Source organism: Dendrosporobacter quercicolus, assembly GCF_900104455.1.
GTDB classification, from domain to species: domain Bacteria; phylum Bacillota; class Negativicutes; order DSM-1736; family Dendrosporobacteraceae; genus Dendrosporobacter; species Dendrosporobacter quercicolus.
Window position 1 is genome coordinate 223,267 of the sequence record NZ_FNHB01000005.1, and the last position, 26,015, is coordinate 249,281.

Sequence of the window (26,015 nt, forward strand, 5' to 3'; positions counted from 1 at the left end):
TCCGCTTAAGTTCCGGTTTCCTTGACTGGCGATCTATGTTACAGTATAGCTATAGACTTACTAATTTTGAACAGTTGGGGTTTGAATGATGAATGTATTGTCAGTTGAAAATTTACAAAAAACCTATGGAGAAAGAGTTTTGCTGGACAACGTGTCTTTTGGCATTGACGATGCAGATAAAATTGGCCTGATTGGCATTAATGGCACGGGAAAGTCGACGTTTTTGCGGATCATCGCCGGCCAGGAGCAGGCTGACGCCGGTAACATCATAAAAGGTAACGGCGTGCGGATTGAGTTTTTGCCGCAAAATCCGGAGTTTGACGCCGGGGAAACGGTTCTGGAACAGGTATTCCGCGGCAATTCGCCGGTGATGCAGACCTTGCGCGCCTATGAGCGGGCTTTGGCGCAAAGCAACAATTGTCCGGGCAATGGCGAGTATCAGCAGAAACTGATTGATTTAAGTCAGCAAATGGATGCTTTGTCCGCCTGGCAGCTGGAAAATGACGTTAAGACGATTCTTACCAGATTAGGGCTTGACCGCTTTGATGCGATGATTGACCGGATGTCAGGCGGTCAGCGTAAACGGGTGGCGCTGGCCAGAGCCTTAATTCATCCATCCGATTTGTTAATCCTGGATGAACCGACCAATCATCTTGATCATGAATCGGTCGAATGGCTGGAACAATATTTGCATAAACGCAAAGGCGCACTGCTGATGGTTACTCATGACCGTTATTTTCTCGACCGGGTGGCAAACCGGATGCTGGAACTGGAACAGGGTGCGTTATACAGTTACACTGGGAATTATGGTAAGTTTTTGGAGCTTAAAGCCGAACGGGAGGAGCGGCGCGAGGCCAGTGAAAACAAACGGCGAAATTTGCTGCGCAATGAACTGGCCTGGATCAGACGGGGGGCTCAGGCGCGCAGTACCAAACAAAAGGCGCGGATTGACCGGTTTGAGCAGCTTAGTGCGATGAAACCGCACAACAAAGACGGCCGGCTGGAGATCGCAGCCGGTACCAGCAGACTGGGGCGTAAAATTATTGAGCTTAGCAATATTGGCCACCGGTTTGACGGGCAGGCGGTAGTCAATGATTTTAGCTATACAATTTTGAAAAGGGACCGGGTTGGTATTGTCGGCCCAAATGGCAGCGGCAAGTCAACGCTGCTGAATATCATCGCCGGCCGGCTAAAACCGGATAGCGGTCAGCTTGATACCGGCCAGACGGTAAGAATCGGTTATTTTTCGCAGCAGGACAGCGGCATGGATCATGATATGCGGGTGATTGACTATATTAAAGCCGAAGCCAATCATTTAACCATCGCTGACGGCAGCGTGATTACGGCGGCGCAAATGCTGGAGCTGTTTTTGTTTCCTCCCGCTTTGCAATGGGCGCCTATTGGCAAATTATCAGGCGGCGAGCGCCGCCGGCTGTTTTTATTGAAGATCCTGATCGCCGCTCCCAATGTTTTGCTGCTGGATGAACCGACCAATGATCTGGATATTCAGACGTTGACTGTATTAGAGGATTACCTCGATGGTTTTCCCGGGGCGCTGATCGTGGTATCACATGACAGGTATTTCCTGGACCGGCTGGTTGACAAAATTTTTGTCTTTAAAGGCCAGGGCGATATTACCCAGCATAACGGCGGTTACTCCGAATATCGGGACTTCAGCCGGCTTGCCGCCGGAGACGGTGAAGGAAGCGCGCCGGCGGCCGAATCTGCCGTTAAGCCTAAACCAAAACATACGGCGCCCCGGCGGCCGAAATTTACCTTTGCTGAACAGCGGGAGTATCAGCAAATTGAAGAGGTTATTGCCGGAGTGGAACAAGAGCTTAGCAATGTTCTGGCTCAAATTGAACTGGCCGGCAGTGATTTTGAACTGCTGCAGGAGCTGGCTGCAGCACAAAAGACTTTGGAGCTTAAACTGGAAGAACTATTGGAACGATGGACTTATTTAAATGAGCTGGCCGAACGGATCGGGGAATAATTTTCCGGCAGTCCGGGGGGATGTCTGAAAATGCAGCGGCATTTCGGACATCCCCTTGCTGGTATTGCTATAACTGTACGAAAAACAAATGGTTTGACAACTGCCAACCCGTATGATAAAATTAAGTTGTTAGTAAAAAAATAGGAGGTACAATGATGAAAATAGCACTTGTGGGGTTAGGACGCACCGGTGAAACTGTTGCCAGATATTTGTTGCAACAGGGTGTGTTAAGCATGGTATTGTGCCGTCCCAATAGTTTGAAAATCGATAAGGATTTGGGCAATATTCTTAATATGGCCGATACCGGAATCATTGTTGAACCAACCGATCATTTGGAGGAACGGCTTTTTTACCGTAAGCCTGATGTGATTATTGATTTTTCCTGCCACAGTTTTTTGCGGGATAATATCCATTTGCTCGCCAAATGCGGCGTGAATGTGGTTACTGCGGTGACCAGTTATGAAACGGCTGAGCTTAATAAGATCAAACGGGTGGCCGATAGAGGCGGTATTGGCGTTGTTATGGCGCCCAATATTACATATGGCGTTAATATTCTCATGCTGATGGCGGAGATTGCGGCTGAGCTTATGAATGATTATGATTTTGAGATATTTGAAGAACACCATAAATTTAAAAAAGATCAACCGTCCGGTACGGCCAAGAAGATTGCCGATCGAATCAGGGACAACAGTTTGCTGTATAAGGAAATTCCCACACACGCCGTCAGGGCTGGCGGAATTGTCGGCAAGCATAAAGTATTGATCAGCGGTGAATTTGATCAAATTGAAATCTCTCATGAATCCTATTCACGGGTTGCTTTTGCACAAGGCGCTTACAAGGCCGCTCAATTTATCAACGGCAAGACCGGATTTTATGAAATGAACGATATCTTCGAATATGAAAGAAATCAGCGGCGGCAAAGAGTACAGGAACTAAAATCGGAACAAAGCCGGGAGGAACTTGATCTGGCGTAAGCCAATATATGCTATGAATACAACACGAGCGACAGTTATACTAAAATAGGGCATCTTCCTGGCGGCAGGACGATGCCCTATTATATTAAAAATTATTTGGCGCATAAGTTGCTAACTGGCAGGACATAGTCTAATATAAGATAAGGAAGAGAAACACAATCTTCGCGGAGGGATTTACGATTATGGCGGCAATGTATCTTTCTATAGCAACTGATATTGCTCAGCGCATTATTAATGACGAGTTCGCTATTGGCAGCCGGATCGCCGGCCGGACTTTACTGGCCAGTCATTATAATGTGTCTTCAGAGACAATCAGAAAGGCAGTTGCGTTATTAAAAGATGCGAATGTGGTTAATGTATCACAAGGCAAGGAAATTACGGTATTGTCGGTGGAAGAAGCCTACCGGTTTATTGATCATCACAAAAGTATGCAATCGGTCTATTCCCTGCGGCAGGAGCTGGAAATCCTGCTGGAAAAAAAGAATGAAATTGATAAACGGCTGGAAAACGTTCTTAATGATATTATCGGCTATTCGGACCGGTTGAAGAACCTGAATCCCTACAATCCGATTGAAGTAAAGATTCCGGCAAATTCGCATTTAGTCGGCAGGACCATCGCCGACATCAAGCTATGGCAGCATACCGGGGCCACTGTTGTTGCTATTCGCCGTGATACCGATATCATTATTTCCCCGGGACCGCTGGCGGTTATTGAGGCTGACGACAGACTGGTAATTGTCGGTAATGCCGAGGTTCTACAGCGGTCAACCGATTTTGCCCATAAAACCAGTTTGCAATCGGAACCGATCAGTTTAAACTGATGCCGGGTAATGGGCCGCCTGCCCGCCAGGCAGCGTCAGGTCAGCCGGGCGGCTACTTAAGATAAGGAGGTTATAGGCATGAAATTTAAATTTGCTCATAACAATTTTAATGTACTGAATTTACAAAAAAGCCTCGCTTTTTATCGTGACGCACTGGGTTTGGTGGAAACACGGCGCAAGGAAAAGCCTGATTTCACCCTGGTTTTTTTAGGTGACGGGCAGACCGGGCATCGGCTCGAGCTGACCTGGCTAAAGGACAGAACCGAACCTTACAATCTGGGCGACAATGAATTTCATCTGGCCTTTACGGTCGAGGATTTTGACCAAGCTTATGAATTACATAAAGGTATGAACTGTATTTGCTACGAGAACAAGGATATGGGAATTTATTTTATCTCTGATCCTGACGGTTATTGGCTGGAGATTGTTCCCGCCAATCGTTAACGGATGCCAAAGCCACCGGACAATGCGCCGGTGGCTTTTTTATGATACCGGATCTTTTTTTTATTTGGATAAGAGCAAAACAGGTCCGAAAATCATAGGATGGAGCAAATAACAATGATTGTTATTGAAGGAGGAGTTCTGCATGAACGGATTTGGTCGTGGCAATAGTTGGATCTTTATTATTATCATTATTATTTTGCTGTTTTTATTTGGCTTTGACGACGATACTACCTGCTGACACCGGACTTGCGTTCACAATAGTGACCGGCCCCCTGGAATTGGCTACTGCCTGGCAGTGGCTGATTTTTTTTTGCCGGACGGAGCCGTCGGCCGGGTGGATAAAAAACGCAGCCTGGGCAACAATAACTAGTACTTGCGTTGCTTAAAACTGATTTTATCATTATGCGTTAAATGAGGGACTCAATGGACAATACAGCCTTAATACTGGCGCGGCTGCAGTTTGGCATTACTCTGACCTATCACTTTTGGTTTGTAGCGCTTACCCTCGGGTTATCGGTGCTGATTGCCATTATGGAGACTGTTTATGTAGTTAAAAATAAACCGGAATATAAACAAATGGCTCAGTTTTGGGGTAAGTTATTTATTTTAAATTATGCCGCCGGCGTTGCCTCCGGAATTGTACAGGAGTTTCAATTCGGTATGAACTGGGCGGAGCTCTGCCGGTTTGTCGGCGAGGTGATTGGCGTTCCGCTGGCTTTGGAGGCGCTTACGGCATTTTTTATTGAAGCGACTTTTATCGGGATATGGGTTTATGGCTGGGAGCTTTTCCCCAGAAAAATACATTTGACGGCAATTTGGCTGATTGCCGCAGCGAGTAATTATTCGGCTTTCTGGATTTTAGCGGCCAATGCTTTTATGCAGCAGCCGGCAGGGTATGCCTTTCAAAATAACCGCCTGGAATTAAATGACCTTACGGCAATTATCACCAATCACTTTTTGTACTATCAATATGTCCATACCGTGGCAGCCGGTTTGCTGACAGCCGGATTTTTTGTCATGGCGGGCAGCGCCTATTACTTGCTGCAGCATCGGCACCGGCAGTTTGCGTACAGGTCTTTTAAGACCGGGTTGATTTGCGCCGGGCTTTCCGGTTTGCTGGTGTTTTTCAGCGGGCATGTTTATACGCAGCACTTAGCCAAAGTACAGCCAATGAAACTGGCGGCAATGGAAGGCTTGTGGGAAACAGCCAAGCCGGCCCCGTTCATTATAGCGGCGATCATTAACGAGAAACAACAGGTCAACTCTGCTGAGCTTGCCGTACCCGGTATGTTGTCCCTGCTGGTGAATAATCACTACAACAGCCGCGTCTCCGGAATGAAAGAGTTGCAGGAGAACCTTGCCGCAGCGTATGGCCCGCGGTCTTATGTTCCGCCGGTAAATCTGCTGTTTTGGAGCTTTAGACTTAAAGTTGGCGCAGGAACGGCGGTAATCTTTCTGGCTGTGGCCGGCTGGTGGCACTGGCGGAAGCAAAGTCTTGACAGCAAGAAGTGGCTGTTGCGTTCAATGATCCTGGGCGTACCGCTAATTTATGTTTGTCAGGCGGCAGGCTGGTTAATTACCGAAGTCGGACGTCAGCCCTGGCTGGTTTACGGCTGGCTGCTGACGGAACAGGGGATATCTAAGACGGTACCGGTCAGTCAGCTGTGGTTTTCATTTCTGGGCGTTAATGTTGTATATGCCGGCATGGGACTGGCTGTATTCTATTTTATGCGTTCTATTCTCATCGCCGGACCGGACAAAACCGGTGAATAATTGATCAACAGGTGTAAATATGGACTTAAACGTACTTTGTTTTGCTTTGCTGGGATTTTTAATGTTAGGCTATTTCATATTGGAAGGCTTTGATTATGGCATTGGCATGCTGCTTGTGGCGATTGGGGAGAATGAACTGGAGCGCCAGGTGCTGATCAACACCATTGCCCCGTTAAGGGACGGGCATGAGGTCTGGGTGATTGCCGCGGGAGCGGTGTTATTGGCCAGCTTCCCAATGGTCTATGCCACCGTGTTCAGTGGCTTGTATTTGCTGCTGGTGCTGCTGCTGCTGGCGCTGATTGTTCGTAATTTGGCGATTGAAATGCGCAGCGGGAGCGATAGCAAAACCTGGCGCCGGGTTTGCGACTGGGGCATTTTTGCCGGCAGTATAGCGCCGGCTTTTCTATGGGGCGTAGTCATTGCCAGCCTGGCCAAAGGCCTTCCCATTGATGCTGCAAAAGAATTCAGCGGTTCGGTTATGGCCGCGCTGAATCTATATACGCTGGTTAGCGGCAGTATGTTTACGCTGCTATTTATAGTTCACGGAGCTGCCTATCTGACGCAAAGAGTGGAGCGGAATTTAGCGCAGCGCGCAGCGAAAACCGGTTTGAAAGTATATAATTACGCAATTGCCGCCGCGATCGGTTTTGCCGGCCTGACTTGCAGCGCTCTGCCCGCCGGCAATAACCTGACCGCAGGCGTTGTTGCCGGCGGGCTGGTTTTGCTTTTACTTGCCGGGCGGCGGCTGTTGAGCCGGGATGAATACCTGCCTGCTTTTTGCGTCGGTATCTTAGCAATTGCGGCGGCCACAGGAACTGTTGCCGCCGCTCTGTTTCCCCGGCTGGCGATATCCACGCTCAATCCGGCGTTTAGTCTGGATATTTATAATTCGGCAGCCAGCCCTGCGGCGCTGACGATCATCAGCAGGCTCATGCTGGTGATCCTGCCGGTCTTGGCGGCCGGCCAAATATGGAAGTCGTATCGGTTCTGGCGCCGGCTGAGTACGGAGGATTTGGCGCTTAAACAGTCCAGGCGGGAGCTGGCAGTACGCAATAAAGCACTGAGAAAACTGCTGGCTATCGCCGGTTTGCTGGAGGACGCCATGGCTAAAGTCAGCTACTCGCTGCAGGAAGGCAATGGGCAAATCATTCACAGGCTGAAACCCGGCAGCAAGGCTTTACTTTGCGGCAAGCCCCGCAAACTAGTCCGCCATCCCGGGAAAAAGCAGGCATCCGAAAAATGAATGGAGAAATAATAAGGCGGGATTTTACACCAGTAAGCGGGGGGAAGGTATTGAAAGAGGAATATGTACAGGCAATCATGGCTATTCTGCGGCAATATCAGGGAGAACTCGGCGATGAACAAGGCCTGCACAATGCCGCTGAGACGATATTAAGCGCAGGGCTGTATTGGGTGCGGGCCTTTAGCGGCAAACCGGAGGAAGCGACAATTGTTGCGATGATTGACGAGTTAGGGCGTCCCGGAGGCCGGCCGGAAAAAATTATTTCAGTAATGACGCTGGCTTTTGTTCTGGGTACGACCAGGATGCCCACCGATGTGGCTACCGGTTTATTTGATGAATTATTGTACCGGCTGTTTAGTGATGAAAGCAACGATCAGCTAACTGCAATTAAAACAATTGCAGCGGCATTATACACTACGGCAACAGACAACTCACCGTTTTAAGAAGGCTTGGTTCACAGTGTAAAGCCTGAGTCTCAACACCGGAGACTCAGGCTTTTATCAATCGCGCAGGGACAGCGTGTATTTGCTGAATGTGGTTCCGCCAATATCGGCAAAGGTTATGGTGACCGGGTCGCTAAAGTCCAGCGTTGACCGGTCAAGAGCAATAAAATCATAATTCTGGGTCGCCGTACTGTTAATTTGCCCGGAGCCGGGACTATTGGTTCTAACCGTTATCGTATAATCATTGCCGGTTTGAATGATTTTTTCAATGCCAATGCCGTATCCCTGGCCGGAAACTGTGCCCAATGAGGCATAGACAACAAATTGGTCATTAAAGTCAATATTTTTTATGGCCGTAAGTACACCGGCCGGATGGCTATCGGTTGCATCACGGGGGTCTTGCAGTAAAATGCCGAAAGCCCGGTCGCCTGGATAGGTATTCTCCAGCCAGTTCCAGCCGAAATACTTGTCGGATTCAAACAAGATTTTGGTTTGACCGGTATTCTGAACAGGTTTTGCGGGCAAGACGCCGGTGCTGGGAAACATGCTGGCCGGTATATAGGTTGCCGGATATCTGGCGTTGCCAATGCCCCGGATTGTGGTGATCTCCCAGCCATTCGCTTTTTTGGCTAAATCGACGTTAAACGTCTGGCCGCCGGTACGAACCTGTACCGTGGCTTTAGCCCCGCTTAGCGACAACAGGCTGAACTTGTCGCTAGCCGGATTAAAACCGAAGCGGCGGGCATTGTCAATCACTTTCTGAACCGGATTGCCGGCGGCTTTATCCGTTTCCCTGCCGGTCTGCTGTACTCCGGCAACCTGCCAGTTGCCATTCCTGGTTTTGATTAATTCCATTTTATAAGTTTTTCCGGTTGTGGTGCGGATGATCACTGTGGCGGCGGTTTGGGTGCGGCTTTGCAGGGAAAACCGGTCCCGGGTACTGTCAAAGCCATATTTAGACGCTTGCTGCCGGGCTGCTTGCAAGGGAGAACCCGCTTGATCCGGCCGCGTTGCAGAGTCATCTTTGCCGGGCGGCGCAGAATTGACGTTATTGGAATCAACCGCAGCCTGGACTTTGGCAAGCGGAATGCCGGGCAGCATTGCCGACGAAATGACCGCGGCTCCCGCCAGGGCAGCAGCCAGACGCTTATAGCCGCGTTTCGGACTTCTTTTTCGATGGTTGTTCATAAGCGGCTCCTTTCTCCAGTGCGCTGTACTAGTATAGTACGGCTAGCTACAAGCGGCACCCGTAAAATTGGATGATCCGATAAATTAAGCCGCTTTTTTCTATCCAGCTTGGTAAGATGGAATCAAAAGCGGCTTAATCAGATAAGCTATATGTTGTTAGTTTGCCCGCAAAGCGGGTTAAAATAATCCCGGCATATTTTGGCATGAACTGCCGGCTTACGGTTTGGTTTAAGCGTGCGGACGGGACCGGTTTTTATTAAAGGGCGGGCGATTTTCGCCGGGGCCTTTGCGCCGGTTAAACTGCGGAGGACGGTTGCGGTCGCGGCGAGCGCGCAACGGCGCTTCTTCTGTTAACTTAACCGGAGTTGTATCCGGTTCTTTGGTCAGTAATTTCAAGGCCGCCGATACTAAGGCTACAGAATCGCTTTGATTCAGCAATTCTTCAGCACGGCCTTTATATTCATCATAATTGCCTTCCTCAATAACCCTGAGCAATTTTTCCACTGCCAGTTTTTGCTGCCCTTCCAGGGCGTCAGTGAGGGACGGTACGGGCATGCGGACGATCTTTCTTTTGGTATGCCTTTCGATCGACCGTAAATGATCCAGCTCGCGCGGTATGACAAAGGTCAGCGCTGCGCCGGTATTGCCTGCCCGTCCGGTACGGCCGATTCTATGGACATAGCTTTCAGCGTCCTGGGGAATATCAAAATTATAAACATGAGTAACGCCGGAGACATCCAGGCCGCGCGCCGCCACATCGGTGGCAACCAGAATATCGATGACGCCGTCTCTGAATTGGCGTAATACGCTGTCGCGTTTGGCCTGGGTCAGATCGCCATGAATACCTTCGGCCGAGTAGCCGCGTTTTTTCAGAGCTTCGGACAGTTCATCGACCCGGCGTTTGGTACGGCCAAAGGCGATTGCCAGCTCGGGAGCCTGAATATCAAGCAGGCGGCACAAAACATCAAATTTTTGACGGTCAGGCACTTCGACATAAAATTGTTCCACCAGTGGAACGGTAACTTCTTTGGCTTTTATACTGACAAAAGTCGGGTTTTTCAAAAACTTTTGCGACAAGTTCTGGATGGCCCGGGGCATCGTTGCCGAAAATAGCAAGGTTTGGCGGGATTCCGGCGTTTCTTTCAAAATCTTTTCAATGTCGTCAATAAAGCCCATGTTCAGCATTTCATCCGCTTCATCGAGAATCAGTATTTTGGTATCGCCAAGCCTGATGTTGCGCCGTTCCATATGGTCCATCAGCCGGCCCGGGGTAGCCACAATAATCTGCGGGTTTTTACGCAGGGCTTTTATTTGCCGGCCAATTTCCTGACCGCCGTAAATGGGCAATGCAAACACGTTGGCATATTGACCAAGTTTATTCAGCTCTTCCGCTACCTGAATGGCCAGTTCCCGCGTGGGGGTAAGGATAACTCCCTGGATGCGGCCGCCCGTATGCCGGACTTTTTCAATCAGGGGTATGCCGAAAGCGGCTGTTTTACCGGTGCCGGTTTGGGCTTGTCCAACTAAATCGTTGCCGGCCATAGCTTCCGGTATTGCTTGTTCCTGAATGGGGGTAGGCTCTTCAAAACCCATATCATTAAGTGATCTAATGATTTCATCACTTATTCCCAATACTTTAAATTTTTCCAAAAAATTCAACTCCTTGTTCATACTATCCTTTAATTATAATACCCGCAGCCATCTTTTACTATCATTTGGCCGCAATAAAAATATTTTTAATAAAAATATTTTTATTGCAACAATTCAGCAAGCGCTTTTCCAGCCGGAATTTTCTTTACACTGTTCAGTGCCGGCATTATAATTAATATTCATGAGATACTACGATCATTTCTTGTCTAAGCCTGCTTTAACCGGCGTTCTCATTGTTATTAGTATTGCCATAGTTTGCTATAATTATGGGGTGGGCCTTGAACAATTTAAGCCGGAGGCGGTCAGCAGGGCGGTAACCAAACTGGGACCGTGGGGGCCGGCTGTTTATATTCTACTCAATATTTTACGTCCGCTGTTTTTCTTTCCGGCCATCATTCTGGCGGTTGCCGGCGGGCTGGCCTATGGCCCGTACCTGGGGGCTTTATATCTGATTACCGGAACGGTGCTGGGGGCGAGCGGCTGTTTTTGGTTAGCCCGGCTGCTTGGGCAAAATACCGTCGGACGGCTGTTGCCGTCTGGCTGTCATTTGAGCAGAATGGCTGAACAGGTTGGTGGCCAAGACTTTAAAATGCTGTTGCTGATTAGGCTGATGCCAGTCGTTCCCTGGGACGCTTTTAGTTTTCTCGCCGGCCTGAGGCAAGTCCGGTTTTGGCCTTATTGCCTGGCAACCTTTTTAGGCAGCATTCCCGGTGCGGTTATTTTTTGCTGTTTAGGCAATGCCCTGAACCGTTCGCTGTTGACTGCTGTATGGGGAGCGGTCCTGCTGGCAATTATTTTTAGTTGCCTGCCCCGGGTATTTTGTCGTAATATGGATAGAGAGCGGCGCGATTTCCTGTAAGTAGTCTTGCGCCGGTTTTTTTCCTGCTTGTTAACGGCGGGCAGTCGTTTTTAATATTTTAATTATCAGAGTATTTAAAAAAGGAAGGCATACTATATTTAGCGAAACATACAGTGTAATAAACCAAAATGTTAGGGTGTTAATTATGGATTTCGGCTTAAGATTGGAAACACAACAAAAATTAATGATGACGCAGGAATTGCGTCAGGCGATTGCCATTTTACAGCTTTCCACACAGGAGCTGGCGGCAATGGTTGAACAGCAGTTTTTGGAGAATCCGGTCCTGGAAATGGAGAACGCAGCCGGGGATGACGACCAGCCGGCTGGGGATGCTCCCTCAGCCGGTATTACCGCCGCTAACGTGAATGAACTGGACGATTATTTTAAGGACGGCCTCAAGGCAAATTACCAGACCGCAGTTCATAGTGATGAAATGGCGGCCGGTAGTTTTGCCGCAAGAGAGGTTTCCTTGGATGAACATTTGCAATTTCAACTTGATATAACCTTTAACAACCCGTTGGAACATGCTGTCGGGCAGTATATTATCGGCTGTATCGATCATAAGGGGTATTTGTGCAGCTCTGTGGAAGAAATTGCCCAGGCGCTGGCCGTTTCAACGGAATTGGCCGGCAGTGTACTGGAAATTATCCAGACGTTTGACCCTGAAGGGGTTGGGGCGCGCAGTCTGCAGGAATGCCTGCAGATCCAGGCCCGCCAGCAGGGGCTTTATCACGGGCTGGTTAAAGCAATTATTGAACAGCATCTGCCGGATTTAGCTGATGCTAAATACCGTTGGATTGCCGAACGGCTGAACTCTACGGCTCATGCCGTACAGGAGGCGGCAGACCTGATCCGCAAGCTTAATCCTAAACCCGGTCTGGCGTTCAGTACCGAGAGCGCCGGCTATATTTCCGCCGACGTTACCGTTGAACGGGTAAACGGCTCCTATGTTATTCTGGTGAATGACAGCAATATACCAAGATTGTTCATCAACCCCTCCTACCGCCAGGCATCGCGCCAGCCGGACAGTGAAGTTAAGAAATTTATTGAGAACCGGCTGAATGCAGCCATCTGGTTAATCAGAAGCGTTGAGCAGCGGCGCAATACTTTATACCGGGTTACGGAAGCTATCCTGGATTTACAGCGCGGTTTTTTTGATCATGGCCCCCCCCATATACGACCGTTGATTATGAAGACGGTGGCTGACCGGCTGGGGATTCATGAATCGACGGTCAGCCGCGCCGTAGCCAACAAATATATCAATACGCCTCACGGCTTGTTCAGTATGCGGGCTTTTTTTTCCAGCTGTGTCAATACTGTCAACGGGGAGGAAATGGTGTCAGGCAAAATCAAGCAGGAAATAAAGAATCTGCTGCGCAGTGAAAATCCTGCTTCTCCGTTGAGCGATCAGGGCATTAGCGGCCTGCTGGCCAAGCAGGGAATAAAAATATCGCGGCGGACGGTCACCAAATACCGCGAAGAGATGGGAATAGCTTCATCAAATAAGAGAAAGCGTTATTAAACAAGGAAAAATGGGGGATGTCCGAAACCGCAAAGCAGTTTTAGACATCCCTTTGCGCTGGTACTGAAACTGCAAGCTCGTGGTGGTGCAGTACTGCGTCCGTTCTGGCGAGGCTGTTTATGGTGCATAATTATCATGGATAAGGGACAATGCTAGAATGACGTTAAGCGGCTGCAGGCTTTAAAAGGAGCGTAAATGAAGGATGAGCAACAAATGTATTGTACTTGGGCTGATGCTTGTCTTGCTGACCGGGGGCTGTGCGGGACACAAGTCCAACCAGCAGGGGGAAGTTCAGCAGGAGCTGGCCGGCTCAAGTACGGCAGCCGAAGCCGAGCAGCAGCAAATCATGAATGAATTTGACCGGCTTAGGAACCAGCCGGATATTCAGCCGGCTGAACTACGCCTGTATATTGACGGGATGATAACAAAAGTGGCCAGCCACCGGGCGGCGGCAATGATGATTGGTTTGGAACAGGTGCAAAAGCAGCGGCTGGCAAAAATGGCAGAAGAATATTTTCATAACGATGCATTTCAGCGGCGGTTGCAGCAAGGCTTTGCACCGGGCAGCGATTTAGCCAGCCTTGCCGGACTGCAGGATGCTGAGTTAAAGGATCTTTTGCTGGGCTTCCAGGCAGGCGGCTATAAATTCGATAGCGCCGAGGGCCTGTATTTTCCGCTCATTGACTATAGCCTGTATCAACGGTATAACTCCCTGCTTACTGCCGATCTGGCCGCCTACATTGATATTATGGCGGTGGAATCAGCTAAAGCGGCGGCAAAAGACGGCGCTCTGGTTATTGGCTGGGACGAGATCATCAGGCGGGCTTTAAGGCAGGAAAAGTTTCTTAACCGGTACAGTGACTCGCCCAAATTTACCGAGGTAAAGGATTTATATAAGCGTTACGTGTTATGGGGATTATATGGCGCAAACAATACGCCGCTGTTCGACGATGCAACAAAATTGTTCAATCCTGAAGCCCGGGCTGCGTATCAGCAAATTGCCGGAGCTGACGCCGGCAGTAGCCTGCTGGAAACGATCAGGAGCTATTTAGAGGTATTGAAAGGCACTAACTTTAGATTAACCGATGATGTTGAACGGTTCCGCAGGGTTGCCGCCGACAAACTGCTTAATTAAGGCAAAAAACCGGTACTGGCGTAGTCCAGTAGCGGTTTTTCGGGGTAAACTCATTTAATCAGCAAGGGTTTTAGACTTTGTCATCGATTTATCCGGGCGCTGGCGGACATTTTTCTGCTGTCCGGCAGGGGTTTGGCAATACTTTCCCGAAATGATATAGTACTTAATCTTAAGGTATGGAGAGCGATGTCATGAGGATAAAGAGAATTGATACTACGATCAGCACGGAAAAGCTGCAGGAGTCGAAAGATTTTTATATGAAGCATTTTGGTTTTAAACTGGTTTATGAGAGCGACTGGTATATCGAATTGCTGTCGCCCAGCCTGGAGGTTGGCGTAAGCTTTACGCTGCCGCAGCGGGAAGAGGGGGAGTTTTTCAATGGTAAAGGCCTGATTCTATCGTTTGAGGTTGAGGATGTAGATGCCGAATACAACCGGCTTAAGCAGGCCGGGCTGAACATTTACCAGGAGATTCAGGATAAGCCCTGGGGGGAACGCAGCTTTGTCGTGGATGACCCTGCGAAAGTTCATATATATATTTATAAAACCATTCCCGCCACGCCTGAATACCAAAAGGTGTATGATTCATTTAGAGGCTAGTACGTAAAGATACATATAACAAGGCTGCCATGTGAGGCAGCCTTAACTGATTAAGCGGTTTTATATTTGATGAATTGCGGTGAAAAAAATATCTACCAGAGCCGGATCAAATTGAGAGCCGGCCGCAAGCCTGATTTGTTCCAGGGCTGACGATTGGGACAAAGGCTGACGGTACGGGCGGGGGCTGGTCATCACTTCGTAAGCATCCGCAATGGCGAAGATCCGGCAGGCCAGTGGGATCTGATCACCGGATAGCCCCAGCGGATAGCCCGATCCATCCCAGCGTTCGTGGTGTTTTAATATCCACTCGGCAATGGGGACAAGCTCGCTGGAGGCTAAGGCAATGCGCTGACCGATTTCACTATGGGTCTGCATAATGGACATTTCTTCAGGAGTCAAGCTGGCCGGTTTGAAAATAATGCTGTCCGGGATGCCGACTTTGCCAATATCGTGAAATTTGGCCAGAAGCTTCAGATCCGGCTGTTTAGCTGCAGGAATTCCGGTTTTGAAGGCCAGAGAGGTGAGGATTGCCTGTAGACGGTCGGCATGACCTTCGTTGATAAAGTCACGCTTATTTAATAGCTTGATGGCATTCTGAACAATTGCGGTGCGGGCGTTGGAGCCGCGCTGCAATTTTTCACGGTACATACTATTATCAGCTTCGACGATCAGCCGCTTCATCGAAGTCAGTTTTCCGCTGCTGATGGAGTAACCAAAAGAGAGGCCCAGGGGAATACAGGCGGTTGCGTTATGTTCGTTGATTCTGTCAAGAGCCAGCGCACATGCTTTTTGAATGTAAGCTTCAGTAGCGCCTGTCTTGATGATGGCAAACTCATCGCCGCCGATACGCGCCAGTACGTCGCTGTCGTCAAAACATTCCCGGAGAATTCCGGCGATGGCAATCAGGTGTTTATCGCCCTGCGGATGTCCCAGGGTGTCATTGACAAGCTTAAGGCCGTCCAGGTCACAAATGATCAGACCTAGCGAAGCGGTTTGATTTGCTTCAAAGCAGTGTAGCTGCTGTTCAAAATAGTTGCGGTTTTTTAAGCCGGTCAAAATATCGTGGAATCCAGCATAACGGCACTGTTGCTCACTTTCCTCTAAAGCCTTGTTTTGCTGTTCCAGGTTTAGAATGGTTTGTTCTAACTGACAAATTTTTTGCTGTAATTGCTGATTGATTCGTTCCAACTCCGCCGATTTTTTACGAAAATAAGAATCTGATGGTTCAAGCTGAAGTTTCATCATTTTCACCCTCAAATTTCACCCTCAAAATTACCTGTCAATGAAAGAAAAATGGATAAAGATTCATAAGGTTAATTATTTATTCCTAAACTAATCTCCTGCTAATTTTTAGTGGAATTTACAAATAATATATAATAATCCTGTTTGCAATAGAAACTGTCTGGCTGGGACCAGCGCCATTCAGCGGACAGTTTTTCAATTTACCGGGCTGACGGTCAGTTTGCCGGCGCAGGCTGCTTTACGAAGCGTTTATAGAGATAAGGGATAATTGTCGCCAGGGGCTGCTGGTATAAAATGGCCAAAGTTATTGGTATGGCTGCGGCCGGGGGAAAATAAGCCAGAGCCAAAACTAACCCGCTGGCATTGTTGCGAATGCCGACATTATAGACAAGGGTTAGTACCTTTTCAGGGGTGCGTTCCTTTAGAATGTACGAACCAAGATAGCCGACAAAGTAACCTGAGGCCACAATCAGCAGGGTGACCAGCAGGAGTTTAAGCATCGCTGAGTCCCAAGTGATTTGCGGGGCTACCAGTGCGGCGTTAATTAAAATTACCGCCAATAGCGATAATTTGGCCGTTGCCCCGCCAATGCTTTGTGAAAAGCCGACAATGCGGCCTTTGGTTAAATCATGCACCAGCATTCCGGCAATGCTGGGCAGGGTAATCATCAGCACCAGGTCAAGGGTCATGTCAAAATAGCTGACCGGGATGATTTTGCCGACAACAAATTTAAAAAATACCGGCAGGATGATGGGAACGAGGAATGTATCAAGTGTCACAGCGACCAGTGATACCGCCATATCGCCTTTAACCAGGGCTGTCCAGATAATCGAGGTTACCCCGATCGGAATTGTAGCGCCAATTAAATAGCCTATCCGGATATAGTCGTCATCAGGATAGAAACTGATGCCGGCCAGCCAGGCGGTAAAGGGAGTTGCAATATGCACCAGAATCAGAATCCATAGTGGCAGCCACGGAGTGCGGAGCGTATTGGCAAAGCTTTTCAAACTGGTTCCTAAGGCTGTAATAAAGGTCATGTAGGCAAATAAGAGCACGACCAGCTTACGCAATAAAGCAGAGTCCGGCAGTCTTAGCATAAAGCCAAGCAATAAGCCGGTAAGGACAACCAGGAACATATTTCGTCCCAGCCAGCAATTGAGCTTACAGAACGAGTCCGACATCATAAACCTCCAAGCTTTCTTGAAATGAGCAGAATTTACACTATAAAAAGATAAAAGCACTCCCCCGGAGGGCTGCTTACCCGCAGCCTCCAGTGAAACGCCAGGGAAGATTATCATTGTTTTATTATACGCCAGGGAGAAGCAAAAACCAATGTTTTAAAAAATTTTTAGCTTTGAAACAGGGTTTTCTCCGGCAGCGGCAAAAGTAGGATAGTACAACAGAGGAGTGGGAAAAATGGCTGGATATTGGAAGATTGCCACATATAATGTAAATTCAATCCGGGCCCGTATGCCGGTGCTGCTGGCCTGGCTGGAGCGGGAGCAGCCTGCTGTTGTTGCGTTGCAGGAAACCAAAGTCCGGGACGAGAATTTTCCGCACGACGAGATAAAGGCGGCCGGTTATTACGCCATATTTAAAGGGCAGAAATCCTATAATGGTGTTGCTATCCTGGCAAAATCGTCTCCCGAAAACGTGCGGTTTGGCCTGGATGAGTGGGGGCAGCCCGATGAGGCCAGGCTGGTTGCGGCTACAATCGACGGGATCAATATCGTCAATACCTATATACCTCAGGGGCGGCAGGCGGCCACTGATTATTTCTATTATAAACTTGGCTGGATTGGCCAGATGCGGGAATATTTTAACCGTTACTATCAGGCCGATCAGCCGGTGATCTGGGTTGGCGACTTTAATGTAGCGCCGGACAGGCGCGATGTTTATGCGCCTGACAAACTGCTGGGATCGGTTGGATTTCACCCGGACGAACATGCCGCGCTGGATATGGTGCGCCAATGGGGTTTTGTGGACATATTCCGCCATCACGTACCGGAGGAAGGTCATTATACTTTTTGGGATTATCGCGTACCTAACGGATTTAAACGAAAAATGGGCTGGCGGATTGACCATATTTGGGCGACTGCCGCCATTGCCGGCCATTCAGTCCGGGCCTGGGTCGACACCGACATGCGCCAGGGGCCCAAGCCGTCCGATCACGCGCCGCTGCTGGCCGAGTTTAACTGGAGTTAAAGGTTTGCGTCAGGCTTGCTGTTTTAGCAACCCGGTCATGCTGTCGGCGGAAAATACAGGAAAAGTCTATCGACGTTTAGAATCCATTCAGGGTATGACCTTATTAAAGAGGGGTGGAGAATATGTACTGGGAAAAAAGCGGACCGGAAAACACCGCCGCGACAATCGAGGCCGCCGTTAAAACAGCGCGCGAGCGGGGCATCGATTATGTTGTGGTGGCATCAAATTCAGGGGCCACAGCTCTTAAGCTGGCGGGAAAGGCGCCTAAACTGGTATGTGTGACTTATGCTCATGGGTTTGGACAACCGGGGGGAGTTTCGCTGCTGCCGGAGAATCGTTCGGCTTTGGAACAGCAATCGGTCGCTATCTTATCGACTACACATGTCTTATCGGGAGCGGAGCGAGGGCTAAGCCGTAAATTCGGCGGAATTTATCCGGTGGAAGTTATTGCGGCTTCCTTACGCATGTTAGGGCAGGGCGTCAAGGTGTGCGTGGAAATTGCAGTAATGGCTTTGGACGCCGGATTCATTCCTTACGGAAAGCCTGTCATTGCCGTTGCCGGTACGGGCAATGGCGCCGACACGGCAGTTATTATCCGCCCGGCCCATGCAGCGGCTATTTTAGATACTTTTATCGCTGAAATTATCTGCAAGCCGGCGGGCCAATCCTGACGCAGTCATTTCCGGCGTTTACGGGCCGCTGAACACTTGAAATATTTAGCAACAATGATTCTTCCCTCGCTTATTTTGGCTTAAATCGCGAGGTTACTCAATTTGCGGCCTGGTAGACACCGGATAAAACTTGAAGAAGTTAAAATTCTTCGGGTTATTTTTTTGTTAACGACAAAAACTAAATACGATAACGGCACTATCTGCGGAACCAGCCTTTTATGTGAAAATAAAGGTATATAAAATACAGAAAAAATCAGGATGAGGAGGGCTGTTTGTGCGAAGCGAGCGTGATTTTCTGGGAGAAGTATACCTGCCGGACAAAGCTTATTACGGTGTGCAAACCCTGCGGGCTGTTACCAATTTTTCTATTACCGGCCACCGGTTATGCCGCGAATTTATCACAGCCTTGGCATTAATCAAAAAAGCTTCGGCTAATGCCAATATGAAAACCTGCTTGTTGTCAGAGACAGTGGGCCGGGCTATTGTACAGGCTGCTGATGAAATTATGGCCGGCAAATGGCATGACCAGTTTGTTGTTGATCCCATTCAGGGCGGCGCCGGCACATCAATGAATATGAATGCCAATGAGGTCATCGCCAACCGGGCCATCGAAATTCTGGACGGCCTCAAAGGCGATTACCAGCTGATTTCGCCTAATTCACATGTCAATATGTCACAATCGACGAATGATGTCATTCCCACTGCGATTCGTATTGCCACAGTACGAAAAGCCGCCAAGTTAAATCGTGAGCTGGCGGCTTTGGCGGAAAGCTTTGATGAGAAGGCAGCCCAGTTCAGGCAGGTGGTGAAAGTGGGACGGACCCACCTGCAGGATGCAGTTCCGATCACCCTGGGACAAGAGTTCAAAGCGTACGCCGATGCACTGGGCCGCTGCATAAGACGGCTTGAGCAGGCGGCGGCGGGGTTAAAAGAGATCAATATGGGGGCAACTGCGGTCGGGACAGGTTTGAATGCCGAACCCCGGTATATAGAAGAGGTAGTCCGGCAGATCAATTTTCTGACCGGCGATCAATACGCGCCGGCGGCAAATTTAGTGGATGCCACGCAGAACACCGATGCCTTAGCCGGTTTTTCCGGAGCTTTAAAAGTATGTGCGGTCACTTTATCCAAAATTGCCAATGATCTCCGGATCCTGGCTTCGGGCCCGCGCTGCGGTATAAATGAGCTTTATTTACCGGCATTGCAGCCAGGATCATCGATTATGCCGGGCAAAGTCAATCCCGTCATTCCCGAACTGGTAAATCAAGTGGCCTTTCAGGTAATTGGCAATGATCAGGCGGTTACGATGGCGGCGGAGGCCGGGCAGCTGGAGCTTAATGTAATGGAGCCGGTACTGGCCTATAATCTGTTTAATTCTCTCCGTATTCTGACAAATGCAGTCAATGCTTTTAACTATAAATGCATTCAGGGGATTCAGGCCAATAAGGAACGCTGCCGGGAAAATGTCGAGCGCAGCCTGGGAATCTTAACGGCGTTGACTCCTCATATCGGGTATGAAAACGCCTCGTTGCTCGCCAAAGAAGCGCTGCAAACCGCTAAGCCGCTCAGGCAACTGTTATTGGAGAAAAAAATGATGACAGTTGAACAGCTGGAGGCGATATTATCACCGGAGGAAATGACGAAACCGGGTATCGCCGGCAAAGAATATATGGCGCTGGCTTGTCGTACAGGGTCAACCTTAAACGGCCACTGCCAGCAGACACCGGACTGATGACGGGTACGAGTGTTAGCCTTTACAAATGGTTTTCTGGATATATTTTACAACACGCCCATTTTCTATCACGATAATGATTCGATTGGTTTTCTCTTTCGTTCCGCCAAGCGAAGTCTGATCGAGCAGCTGGTTTTCCGCGCTATTGCCAAGCTCACCAGTTAAGTGATTGCTATTTGTATTCATGATTGATCCTCCTCTAAAATTCGGGCTAAAAAATACGCTCCTTCAGAAGAAGGAGCGTAAACGTAGATAATACGTCTCTCATCTTCCAGGATTCATCCTGCTGGAATTAGCACCACTGCATTAACTGCCGGTTGCTGGGTGTCATCGGGCCAGTCCCTCGACCTCTCTGGATAAGAGTTCAATATTCATTTTTTATACAATGATATAAATATAATATGATATTGGGGAAATGTCAAGTGGTGAAATGCTGCAATTTTTTAGTATAACCCGGCTTGCTACGGGTAATTCTTTGTTATATTATAGTTAAAATAAGGAGCTGATTTTGGTGCGAAATCATGAAGAACTGGCGACTTTTGCCGGAGGCTGCTTTTGGTGCATGGTCGGTCCTTTCCAGGCCGTCCGGGGGGTATCCAAAGTAATAGCGGGTTATACCGGCGGGCATAAGGCCAATCCTACTTATCAGGAAGTTTGTTACGGCGGCACCGGGCATTATGAGGCGGTCCAGGTAACGTTTGATTCGGCGCTGGCCTCATACCGGGAATTGGTGGATGTTTTTTGGCGGCAGATTGATCCGACTGATTCGGGCGGACAGTTTGCCGACCGGGGACAAGCTTACCAAACGGCGATTTTTTATCATAATGAAGAACAGCGGCAAGTGGCTGAAGCCTCAAAGCAGGCATTGGCTGACAGCGGCCTGTTTAGCGGTCCGATTGTGACTGCAATTTTGCCGGCGGCCCGGTTTTATCCGGCTGAGGATTATCATCAGGAGTATTACCGCAAAAACGAAACTCACTATACGATGTATAAAGAAGGCTCAGGGCGGGCCGGTTTTATCAAAAAGCACTGGGGGGCCAAACCGGAACCATTGCCTAAGCTTACCGACCTGCAATACGCGGTCACGCAAAATAACGCCACTGAACCGCCGTTTCGCAATGAATACTGGGATAACCGGCAGGAAGGCATCTATGTTGATGTTGTTTCAGGCAAGCCTCTTTTTAGCTCACTGGACAAATTTGATTCAGGCTGCGGCTGGCCCAGCTTTACCCGGCCCCTGGACGATGAGCGGCTGAGAGAAGTGGCTGATTCCAGCAAGGGCATGGCCCGGACGGAGGTCAGAAGCAACGACGCCGATTCGCATCTGGGCCATGTATTTCAGGACGGACCAACGCCCGGCGGTTTACGGTATTGTATTAATTCCGCAGCGTTGCGCTTTATTCCTAAAGAACAACTGGCCGAAGCCGGTTATGCCGAGTACCTGGCATTGTTTCGCAATGACGGCGATTGACCTGATTATCTGTGGCGCTCCGTCGCAGCTGCGGCGTTCGGCTGCATGACGAGATATACCGCAACCAAGATGAGCAGGCTGCCGAGATAAAAAGGCCAGCTCAAGTGCTCATCCAGAACAGCCCAGCCGAGGAAGCTGCCAACCAGCGGCTGGAGGAAAAAGAATAAGCCGGCTTGATGGGCGGGTACCAGAGCAAGTCCTTTATTCCAGAGCAGGAAGGCGCCGGCGGTTGAGATCACCCCGATATAAAACAGGCTGAATGCTACCGGGCCAGTAGTCAAGACCAGCGTGAACTCCAGGCCTTTCAGTTCATGCCAGGCAGCCGGCAGGCTGGCGGCTGCAGCAATAAACACGCCGATGGCAGTAATTTGCAGGGCGGAGTAATGATCGGATATTTTTCTGACTAGTACCGAGTAGTAGCCCCAAAACAAAGCCGCCAATAGCAGAAAAAAGGCGCCGGTTTGCAGATGACCGCCACCGGTAAAACCGTCCATCCCGTTCATGATGAGAACTCCGGCGAAAGAAAGCGTAATGGAAATAAGCTGGCGGGCGGTTAACGGTTCCTGCAGCAGCCAAATGGCGAAAGCGGATTGAAAAACCGGTGACAAGGTGGTGATGACTGCTCCCATATGGGCCGAGGACAATTTTGTGCCGATAAACTGGCCGGCGATTGAGAGGAAATATCCAAAGAAGCCGATTTGAAATAAAATGAATTTATTGGTACGCGGGATCAGGCTGATACGGTTATACCGGCAGATGATTGCCAGCACAATAAAAGCAATGATGTAACGGATCGCCATCAGCGTAAAAGGCGGAACCACAGCCAAAACATATTTACTGGCCACATACATTCCGCCCCAGATGCTGGCGGCTGCCGACAGGCAGAGCGCTCCCTTAACGTTTGTCATAAGCAATGTCATCTCCTGAGACATATTCCTGAAGTTAATAGGATTATTGTAACAGCCCGGACCGAAGAATTTTCATTTAGGCTCAGCGAATTTTTAGGCTGCCCAAAGAATTTTGCAAAAAGCGGCGGGCGGGGGCCGTGTGGTTATTTGCGGCTGCCGGTGCGAAAGTGCAGCGGTGTGACGCCTTCTAATTCTACAAAGGCTTTCGTTAACGTAGATTGATGGCCATAGCCTACCTGACAGGCGATATAGTGCAGGGAATAACCGGTGGCGATTAACAGCTCTTTGGCTTTGTTAACCCGCAGCCGCTGGATATATAAACGCGGTGTGGTACCGGTGGTTTTCTGGAACCACTGATGATAATGGGAGGGATGATAGTGTTCCAGCGCGGCAAGCTGGGCCACGGTCAGCCTGTTGTGGTAGTTTTCGTGAATGTATCGTATTGAAGCCGGCCCGGCATCGCGGGTGAGCAGAAGCATTGCATAACGCAGCAGGTGCTGGATAGGCTGACTATCGACTGGATTTTCCCGCACTTCGCAGGCTAACAAAGTGCGGATTGCCTGCCAGCGCTGGTCAAGGGCGCTGTTGATTTCGGCCGGCGTTGTTTGGGGAAAGTAGGGCTGTAAAAAGTACTGTGGTATGTCAAATACAAAAAATTCATTTTGGCTGTTGGCAAAAAATGAATGCTCATAGTGGGGCGGGATAAACAGAATGGTCGTTTCGTCAGCGGCAACCAGGTGCGAATTTATATTGACGGTAAGACTGCCTGTAATGGGAAGCAGCAACTGGGCATAAGCATGTACATGGCTGCAGGGCCGCAGGGAATAGATCCGGCGCTCACAGAGCGCGGCGGCATTTGTTGTCACAATCATCACCTGTTTCACGATATATTGAGTTAGTGCTAACGCCTACTCCGGCTTTTTGCGCGTTTTCCGGCTACATAGTATTAGTGTAATCAGTCTGGTCAAAATAGTAAATACAAAAAGATAGCGGCTCGCGAAAAAGTCGTTGCCAGCAGTCTTTGAAATGAAATTATTTTAATATTGCGAATTTATTGGAGCCTATTGCGCCGGGGCAGCCAGTATGCTATACTGAACTCAACTTAAGAGATTGAAACTTAAGCGATGAAGCTTATAGGCAACAGCCTATAAGCTTTTTTGTGTAATCAGAAAGATTATTTCTGATCTGCTGGGGTCAGCCGCCGGGTTTCAACTTCAATATCGTTTCGGCAGAGAAAGATTCTGCCGTAAAGCAAAGGAGCTATGCCGGCGATGTTAATCGCTGGGCGGCTCCTTGTGTGTTTTCGGCGCTCTGTCCGGTGAGTAAATTTGAAAAGGTGGTGGTGGCAGCGGTAAAAGCGGGAGTACTCAAAAAAAATAAAGCTTCATAGGTATTCGCAGTACCTATGAAGCAAGGCTGGTCTTTTACCCAGGACAGGGTTTCTTCGACTTGCCTATTTGTATTATACCTTTCACCTGGACGAATTTCAAGCATTAAAAATGAAGATCCAATGTTAAGGAGGAAATGAATGATGAGACAAGTTGCTATATATGGAAAAGGCGGTATTGGTAAATCCACGACAACACAGAATACAGTCGCAGCGCTGGCTGAAGCCGGAAAACAAGTCATGGTGGTGGGGTGTGATCCTAAGGCTGACTCTACGCGGATGCTGTTACACGGTCTATGTCAAAAGACAGTACTTGATACGTTGAGAGATGAAGGCGATGATATTGATCTTGAGGATATCTTAAAAGCCGGTTACGGCAAAACCCGTTGTGTGGAATCAGGCGGACCTGAGCCGGGAGTGGGCTGTGCAGGCCGGGGGATTATTACCTCGATTAATTTACTTGAATCACTGGGCGCTTATACCAGCGATCTTGATTATGTGTTTTATGATGTTCTTGGCGATGTTGTGTGCGGCGGCTTTGCAATGCCCATCCGCGAAGGCAAAGCCAAAGAAATTTATATTGTCGCCTCCGGTGAATTGATGGCGCTCTATGCGGCCAACAACATTTCCAAAGGTATTCAGAAATATGCGCAATCCGGCACTGTGAGACTGGGCGGCATTATCTGCAACAGCCGTAAAGTGGACGGAGAGGGTGAATTGTTAAAAGCGTTTGCCGAAGAGCTTGGTTCGCAATTGATTCACTTTGTGCCGCGCGATAATCTGGTTCAAAGGGCGGAAATTAATAAGAAAACAGTCATTGACTTTGATCCTACGGCCGGCCAGGCTGAAGAATACCGTACTCTGGCCCGCAATATTGACGGCAACGACATGTTTATCATTCCCAAGCCAATGGTACAGGACCGTTTGGAGCATTTGATGATGGAGCACGGCATCATCGAGGTATAAAAGTCAAAAAATGACGGAGAGTGGACGCAATGTTGTTGGTGAGAGCAATTATAAGACCGGAAAAGAGAGATGAAGTGCTGCTGGAACTGGCCAAAGCCGGGTTTAATGCGGCAACCGTAGTGGATGTTGTCGGCCGGGGCAAGCAAAAGGGGATTAAAATCGGCGGGATTGTTTACGACGAAATTCCCAAGGTTTTACTGATGATCGCAACCCGGACTGAATATAAGGATGATATTATCAGTGTCATCATTCGCGCAGCGAAAACGTCGGAAAAAGGGGCTTTTGGCGATGGCAAAATATTCATCAGCTCGATTGACGAGACCTATACAATATCCTCCGGCGCCACAGGCATATAGGGAGGGCTGACAATGAAGGAAATTATTGCCGTAGTCAGGATGAATAAGACGAGCGCTACAAAGCAGGCGTTGGTTAAGTCCGGCGCCGCCGGATTTACCGCCTTGAAGGTAATGGGCCGCGGGCGATTGGTTCAGGATGAATCGTCCATTATTGAACGCAAAAATAAACTTCTGCAATTAGCCGGTGATGATGAGCAGGAAACAGCTTTACTAATTGAAGGGTTTTTAACGGGTGAGCGCCTGTTTCCCCGCCGTCTGTTTAATGTGCTGGCCAACGACGAAGATGTGGAAGGAATTGTTGCGGCAATTATCGCCGCAAACCGGACCGACAACAATGTCGGCGACGGTAAAATATTTGTTCTGCCGGTCACGGACGCAGTTCGCGTTCGTACCGGTGAAACCGGGGAAGCTGCTGTGTGATTTAAGCGTCGAA

Annotated in this window: 25 protein-coding genes and 1 riboswitch; of the genes, 18 read left to right on the forward strand and 7 right to left on the reverse strand. The window is 49.0% G+C overall.

The features are described 5' to 3' along the window. Nucleotides 1-88: 88 nt before the first annotated feature. The 7 genes from BLR06_RS11600 to BLR06_RS11630 all read left to right on the forward strand — a co-directional run bounded on the left by BLR06_RS11600 (nt 89) and on the right by BLR06_RS11630 (nt 7,691). The gene (locus tag BLR06_RS11600; RefSeq protein ID WP_092073212.1) at nt 89-1,993 is read left to right on the forward strand and encodes an ABC-F family ATP-binding cassette domain-containing protein; all 1,905 of its coding nucleotides are present in this window, start codon (nt 89-91) and stop codon (nt 1,991-1,993) included. 152 nt (nt 1,994-2,145) lie between these two features. Continuing rightward, nucleotides 2,146-2,967, forward strand: coding sequence for a 4-hydroxy-tetrahydrodipicolinate reductase (gene dapB, locus BLR06_RS11605; protein ID WP_245698128.1), 822 nt, complete (start codon nt 2,146-2,148; stop codon nt 2,965-2,967). A gap of 182 nt (nt 2,968-3,149) precedes the next feature. Beyond that, complete coding sequence (locus tag BLR06_RS11610) at nt 3,150-3,788, forward strand: TrkA C-terminal domain-containing protein (protein ID WP_092073217.1); 639 nt, start codon at nt 3,150-3,152, stop codon at nt 3,786-3,788. 78 nt (nt 3,789-3,866) lie between these two features. Beyond that, the gene (locus BLR06_RS11615) at nt 3,867-4,232 is read left to right on the forward strand and encodes a VOC family protein (protein ID WP_092073220.1); all 366 of its coding nucleotides are present in this window, start codon (nt 3,867-3,869) and stop codon (nt 4,230-4,232) included. A gap of 423 nt (nt 4,233-4,655) precedes the next feature. Then, on the forward strand, nt 4,656-6,005 hold the full coding sequence (locus BLR06_RS11620) for a cytochrome ubiquinol oxidase subunit I (RefSeq protein WP_092073223.1): 1,350 nt from the start codon (nt 4,656-4,658) through the stop codon (nt 6,003-6,005). 19 nt (nt 6,006-6,024) lie between these two features. Next, nucleotides 6,025-7,248, forward strand: coding sequence for a cytochrome d ubiquinol oxidase subunit II (gene cydB / locus BLR06_RS11625; RefSeq protein WP_092073226.1), 1,224 nt, complete (start codon nt 6,025-6,027; stop codon nt 7,246-7,248). Next, a complete protein-coding gene (locus tag BLR06_RS11630) occupies nt 7,245-7,691 on the forward strand; it encodes a hypothetical protein (RefSeq protein ID WP_092073229.1) in 447 nt (148 codons plus the stop codon). Before cydB ends, BLR06_RS11630 begins: the two co-directional genes overlap by 4 nt. 57 nt (nt 7,692-7,748) lie before the next feature. On the opposite strand, the gene BLR06_RS11635 is transcribed toward BLR06_RS11630, so the two are convergent. Together BLR06_RS11635 and cshA are read right to left on the reverse strand one after the other, a co-directional pair. Beyond that, nucleotides 7,749-8,879, reverse strand: coding sequence for a protease complex subunit PrcB family protein (locus BLR06_RS11635; protein WP_092073232.1), 1,131 nt, complete (start codon nt 8,877-8,879; stop codon nt 7,749-7,751). 228 nt (nt 8,880-9,107) lie between these two features. Continuing rightward, complete coding sequence (gene cshA, locus BLR06_RS11640; RefSeq protein WP_281242284.1) at nt 9,108-10,529, reverse strand: degradosome RNA helicase CshA; 1,422 nt, start codon at nt 10,527-10,529, stop codon at nt 9,108-9,110. Between the two features lie 181 nt (nt 10,530-10,710). Between cshA and BLR06_RS11645 the strand changes: the two genes are divergently transcribed. The 4 genes from BLR06_RS11645 to BLR06_RS11660 all read left to right on the forward strand — a co-directional run bounded on the left by BLR06_RS11645 (nt 10,711) and on the right by BLR06_RS11660 (nt 14,644). Then, nucleotides 10,711-11,388 carry a TVP38/TMEM64 family protein gene (locus BLR06_RS11645; RefSeq protein WP_092073238.1) on the forward strand — a complete coding sequence of 226 codons (678 nt, stop codon included), beginning with the start codon at nt 10,711-10,713 and terminating at the stop codon, nt 11,386-11,388. A gap of 145 nt (nt 11,389-11,533) precedes the next feature. Further along, complete coding sequence (gene rpoN, locus BLR06_RS11650) at nt 11,534-12,910, forward strand: RNA polymerase factor sigma-54 (RefSeq protein WP_092073241.1); 1,377 nt, start codon at nt 11,534-11,536, stop codon at nt 12,908-12,910. Between the two features lie 202 nt (nt 12,911-13,112). Continuing rightward, nucleotides 13,113-14,045, forward strand: coding sequence for a hypothetical protein (locus BLR06_RS11655; RefSeq protein WP_092073244.1), 933 nt, complete (start codon nt 13,113-13,115; stop codon nt 14,043-14,045). Between the two features lie 191 nt (nt 14,046-14,236). Continuing rightward, nucleotides 14,237-14,644 (forward strand): VOC family protein, encoded by a 408-nt coding sequence (locus BLR06_RS11660; protein WP_092073247.1) that lies wholly within the window; start codon nt 14,237-14,239, stop codon nt 14,642-14,644. A 60-nt stretch (nt 14,645-14,704) separates the two neighbouring features. Here BLR06_RS11660 and BLR06_RS11665 read toward each other — a convergent pair whose 3' ends face one another. Further along, nucleotides 14,705-15,889, reverse strand: a complete 1,185-nt coding sequence (locus BLR06_RS11665) for an HD-GYP domain-containing protein (protein ID WP_092073250.1) — start codon at nt 15,887-15,889, stop codon at nt 14,705-14,707. A gap of 212 nt (nt 15,890-16,101) precedes the next feature. Then, nucleotides 16,102-17,070 (reverse strand): bile acid:sodium symporter family protein, encoded by a 969-nt coding sequence (locus BLR06_RS11670; protein ID WP_340148021.1) that lies wholly within the window; start codon nt 17,068-17,070, stop codon nt 16,102-16,104. A gap of 232 nt (nt 17,071-17,302) precedes the next feature. Between BLR06_RS11670 and xth the strand changes: the two genes are divergently transcribed. The 3 genes from xth (at nt 17,303) to aspA (ending at nt 20,494) form a co-directional block, all read left to right on the forward strand. After that, complete coding sequence (gene xth, locus BLR06_RS11675) at nt 17,303-18,091, forward strand: exodeoxyribonuclease III (RefSeq protein WP_092073258.1); 789 nt, start codon at nt 17,303-17,305, stop codon at nt 18,089-18,091. A gap of 122 nt (nt 18,092-18,213) precedes the next feature. Then, entirely contained in the window at nt 18,214-18,762 is a 549-nt protein-coding gene (locus BLR06_RS11680) for a pyruvate kinase alpha/beta domain-containing protein (RefSeq protein ID WP_092073261.1), read from the forward strand. A gap of 274 nt (nt 18,763-19,036) precedes the next feature. Further along, nucleotides 19,037-20,494 carry an aspartate ammonia-lyase gene (gene aspA / locus BLR06_RS11685; protein WP_092073264.1) on the forward strand — a complete coding sequence of 486 codons (1,458 nt, stop codon included), beginning with the start codon at nt 19,037-19,039 and terminating at the stop codon, nt 20,492-20,494. A gap of 15 nt (nt 20,495-20,509) precedes the next feature. Here aspA and BLR06_RS19570 read toward each other — a convergent pair whose 3' ends face one another. Continuing rightward, nucleotides 20,510-20,680: a hypothetical protein gene (locus BLR06_RS19570; protein WP_173813082.1), complete on the reverse strand. Its 171-nt coding sequence runs from the start codon at nt 20,678-20,680 to the stop codon at nt 20,510-20,512. A gap of 75 nt (nt 20,681-20,755) precedes the next feature. Further along, nucleotides 20,756-20,857, reverse strand: a riboswitch (SAM riboswitch). 148 nt (nt 20,858-21,005) lie between these two features. Here BLR06_RS19570 and msrB point away from each other — a divergent pair. Continuing rightward, nucleotides 21,006-21,965, forward strand: a complete 960-nt coding sequence (msrB, locus tag BLR06_RS11690) for a peptide-methionine (R)-S-oxide reductase MsrB (RefSeq protein WP_217636891.1) — start codon at nt 21,006-21,008, stop codon at nt 21,963-21,965. A 5-nt stretch (nt 21,966-21,970) separates the two neighbouring features. On the opposite strand, the gene BLR06_RS11695 is transcribed toward msrB, so the two are convergent. After that, the gene (locus BLR06_RS11695) at nt 21,971-22,873 is read right to left on the reverse strand and encodes a DMT family transporter (protein WP_092073269.1); all 903 of its coding nucleotides are present in this window, start codon (nt 22,871-22,873) and stop codon (nt 21,971-21,973) included. Between the two features lie 143 nt (nt 22,874-23,016). Further along, nucleotides 23,017-23,739, reverse strand: coding sequence for a helix-turn-helix transcriptional regulator (locus BLR06_RS11700; protein WP_173813080.1), 723 nt, complete (start codon nt 23,737-23,739; stop codon nt 23,017-23,019). Between the two features lie 665 nt (nt 23,740-24,404). Here BLR06_RS11700 and nifH point away from each other — a divergent pair. From nifH to BLR06_RS11715, 3 genes are read left to right on the forward strand one after another with little or no spacing between them, the layout of a single operon-like run. After that, the gene (nifH, locus tag BLR06_RS11705; protein WP_092073275.1) at nt 24,405-25,226 is read left to right on the forward strand and encodes a nitrogenase iron protein; all 822 of its coding nucleotides are present in this window, start codon (nt 24,405-24,407) and stop codon (nt 25,224-25,226) included. Nucleotides 25,227-25,255: 29 nt separating this feature from the next. Continuing rightward, the gene (locus tag BLR06_RS11710; protein WP_092073278.1) at nt 25,256-25,582 is read left to right on the forward strand and encodes a P-II family nitrogen regulator; all 327 of its coding nucleotides are present in this window, start codon (nt 25,256-25,258) and stop codon (nt 25,580-25,582) included. 12 nt (nt 25,583-25,594) lie between these two features. Then, nucleotides 25,595-26,002, forward strand: a complete 408-nt coding sequence (locus tag BLR06_RS11715; protein WP_092073281.1) for a P-II family nitrogen regulator — start codon at nt 25,595-25,597, stop codon at nt 26,000-26,002. The last annotated feature ends 13 nt before the right edge of the window (nt 26,003-26,015 follow it).

Excerpts from the sequence above, each read along its gene's own strand:
- BLR06_RS11615 (WP_092073220.1), top strand. The coding sequence starts at position 3,867 with ATGAAATTTAAATTTGCTCATAACAATTTTAATGTACTGAATTTACAA.
- xth (WP_092073258.1), top strand. The coding sequence starts at position 17,303 with ATGGCTGGATATTGGAAGATTGCCACATATAATGTAAATTCAATCCGG.
- BLR06_RS11670 (WP_340148021.1), bottom strand. The coding sequence starts at position 17,070 with ATGATGTCGGACTCGTTCTGTAAGCTCAATTGCTGGCTGGGACGAAAT.
- BLR06_RS11710 (WP_092073278.1), top strand. The coding sequence starts at position 25,256 with ATGTTGTTGGTGAGAGCAATTATAAGACCGGAAAAGAGAGATGAAGTG.
- BLR06_RS11630 (WP_092073229.1), top strand. The coding sequence starts at position 7,245 with ATGAATGGAGAAATAATAAGGCGGGATTTTACACCAGTAAGCGGGGGG.
- BLR06_RS11635 (WP_092073232.1), bottom strand. The coding sequence starts at position 8,879 with ATGAACAACCATCGAAAAAGAAGTCCGAAACGCGGCTATAAGCGTCTG.
- BLR06_RS11655 (WP_092073244.1), top strand. The coding sequence starts at position 13,113 with ATGAGCAACAAATGTATTGTACTTGGGCTGATGCTTGTCTTGCTGACC.
- cydB (WP_092073226.1), top strand. The coding sequence starts at position 6,025 with ATGGACTTAAACGTACTTTGTTTTGCTTTGCTGGGATTTTTAATGTTA.
- dapB (WP_245698128.1), top strand. The coding sequence starts at position 2,146 with ATGATGAAAATAGCACTTGTGGGGTTAGGACGCACCGGTGAAACTGTT.
- BLR06_RS11610 (WP_092073217.1), top strand. The coding sequence starts at position 3,150 with ATGGCGGCAATGTATCTTTCTATAGCAACTGATATTGCTCAGCGCATT.
- BLR06_RS11600 (WP_092073212.1), top strand. The coding sequence starts at position 89 with ATGAATGTATTGTCAGTTGAAAATTTACAAAAAACCTATGGAGAAAGA.
- BLR06_RS19570 (WP_173813082.1), bottom strand. The coding sequence starts at position 20,680 with ATGAATACAAATAGCAATCACTTAACTGGTGAGCTTGGCAATAGCGCG.
- BLR06_RS11665 (WP_092073250.1), bottom strand. The coding sequence starts at position 15,889 with ATGATGAAACTTCAGCTTGAACCATCAGATTCTTATTTTCGTAAAAAA.
- BLR06_RS11715 (WP_092073281.1), top strand. The coding sequence starts at position 25,595 with ATGAAGGAAATTATTGCCGTAGTCAGGATGAATAAGACGAGCGCTACA.
- BLR06_RS11660 (WP_092073247.1), top strand. The coding sequence starts at position 14,237 with ATGAGGATAAAGAGAATTGATACTACGATCAGCACGGAAAAGCTGCAG.
- rpoN (WP_092073241.1), top strand. The coding sequence starts at position 11,534 with ATGGATTTCGGCTTAAGATTGGAAACACAACAAAAATTAATGATGACG.
- BLR06_RS11645 (WP_092073238.1), top strand. The coding sequence starts at position 10,711 with ATGAGATACTACGATCATTTCTTGTCTAAGCCTGCTTTAACCGGCGTT.
- BLR06_RS11695 (WP_092073269.1), bottom strand. The coding sequence starts at position 22,873 with ATGACAAACGTTAAGGGAGCGCTCTGCCTGTCGGCAGCCGCCAGCATC.
- BLR06_RS11620 (WP_092073223.1), top strand. The coding sequence starts at position 4,656 with ATGGACAATACAGCCTTAATACTGGCGCGGCTGCAGTTTGGCATTACT.
- BLR06_RS11680 (WP_092073261.1), top strand. The coding sequence starts at position 18,214 with ATGTACTGGGAAAAAAGCGGACCGGAAAACACCGCCGCGACAATCGAG.
- nifH (WP_092073275.1), top strand. The coding sequence starts at position 24,405 with ATGAGACAAGTTGCTATATATGGAAAAGGCGGTATTGGTAAATCCACG.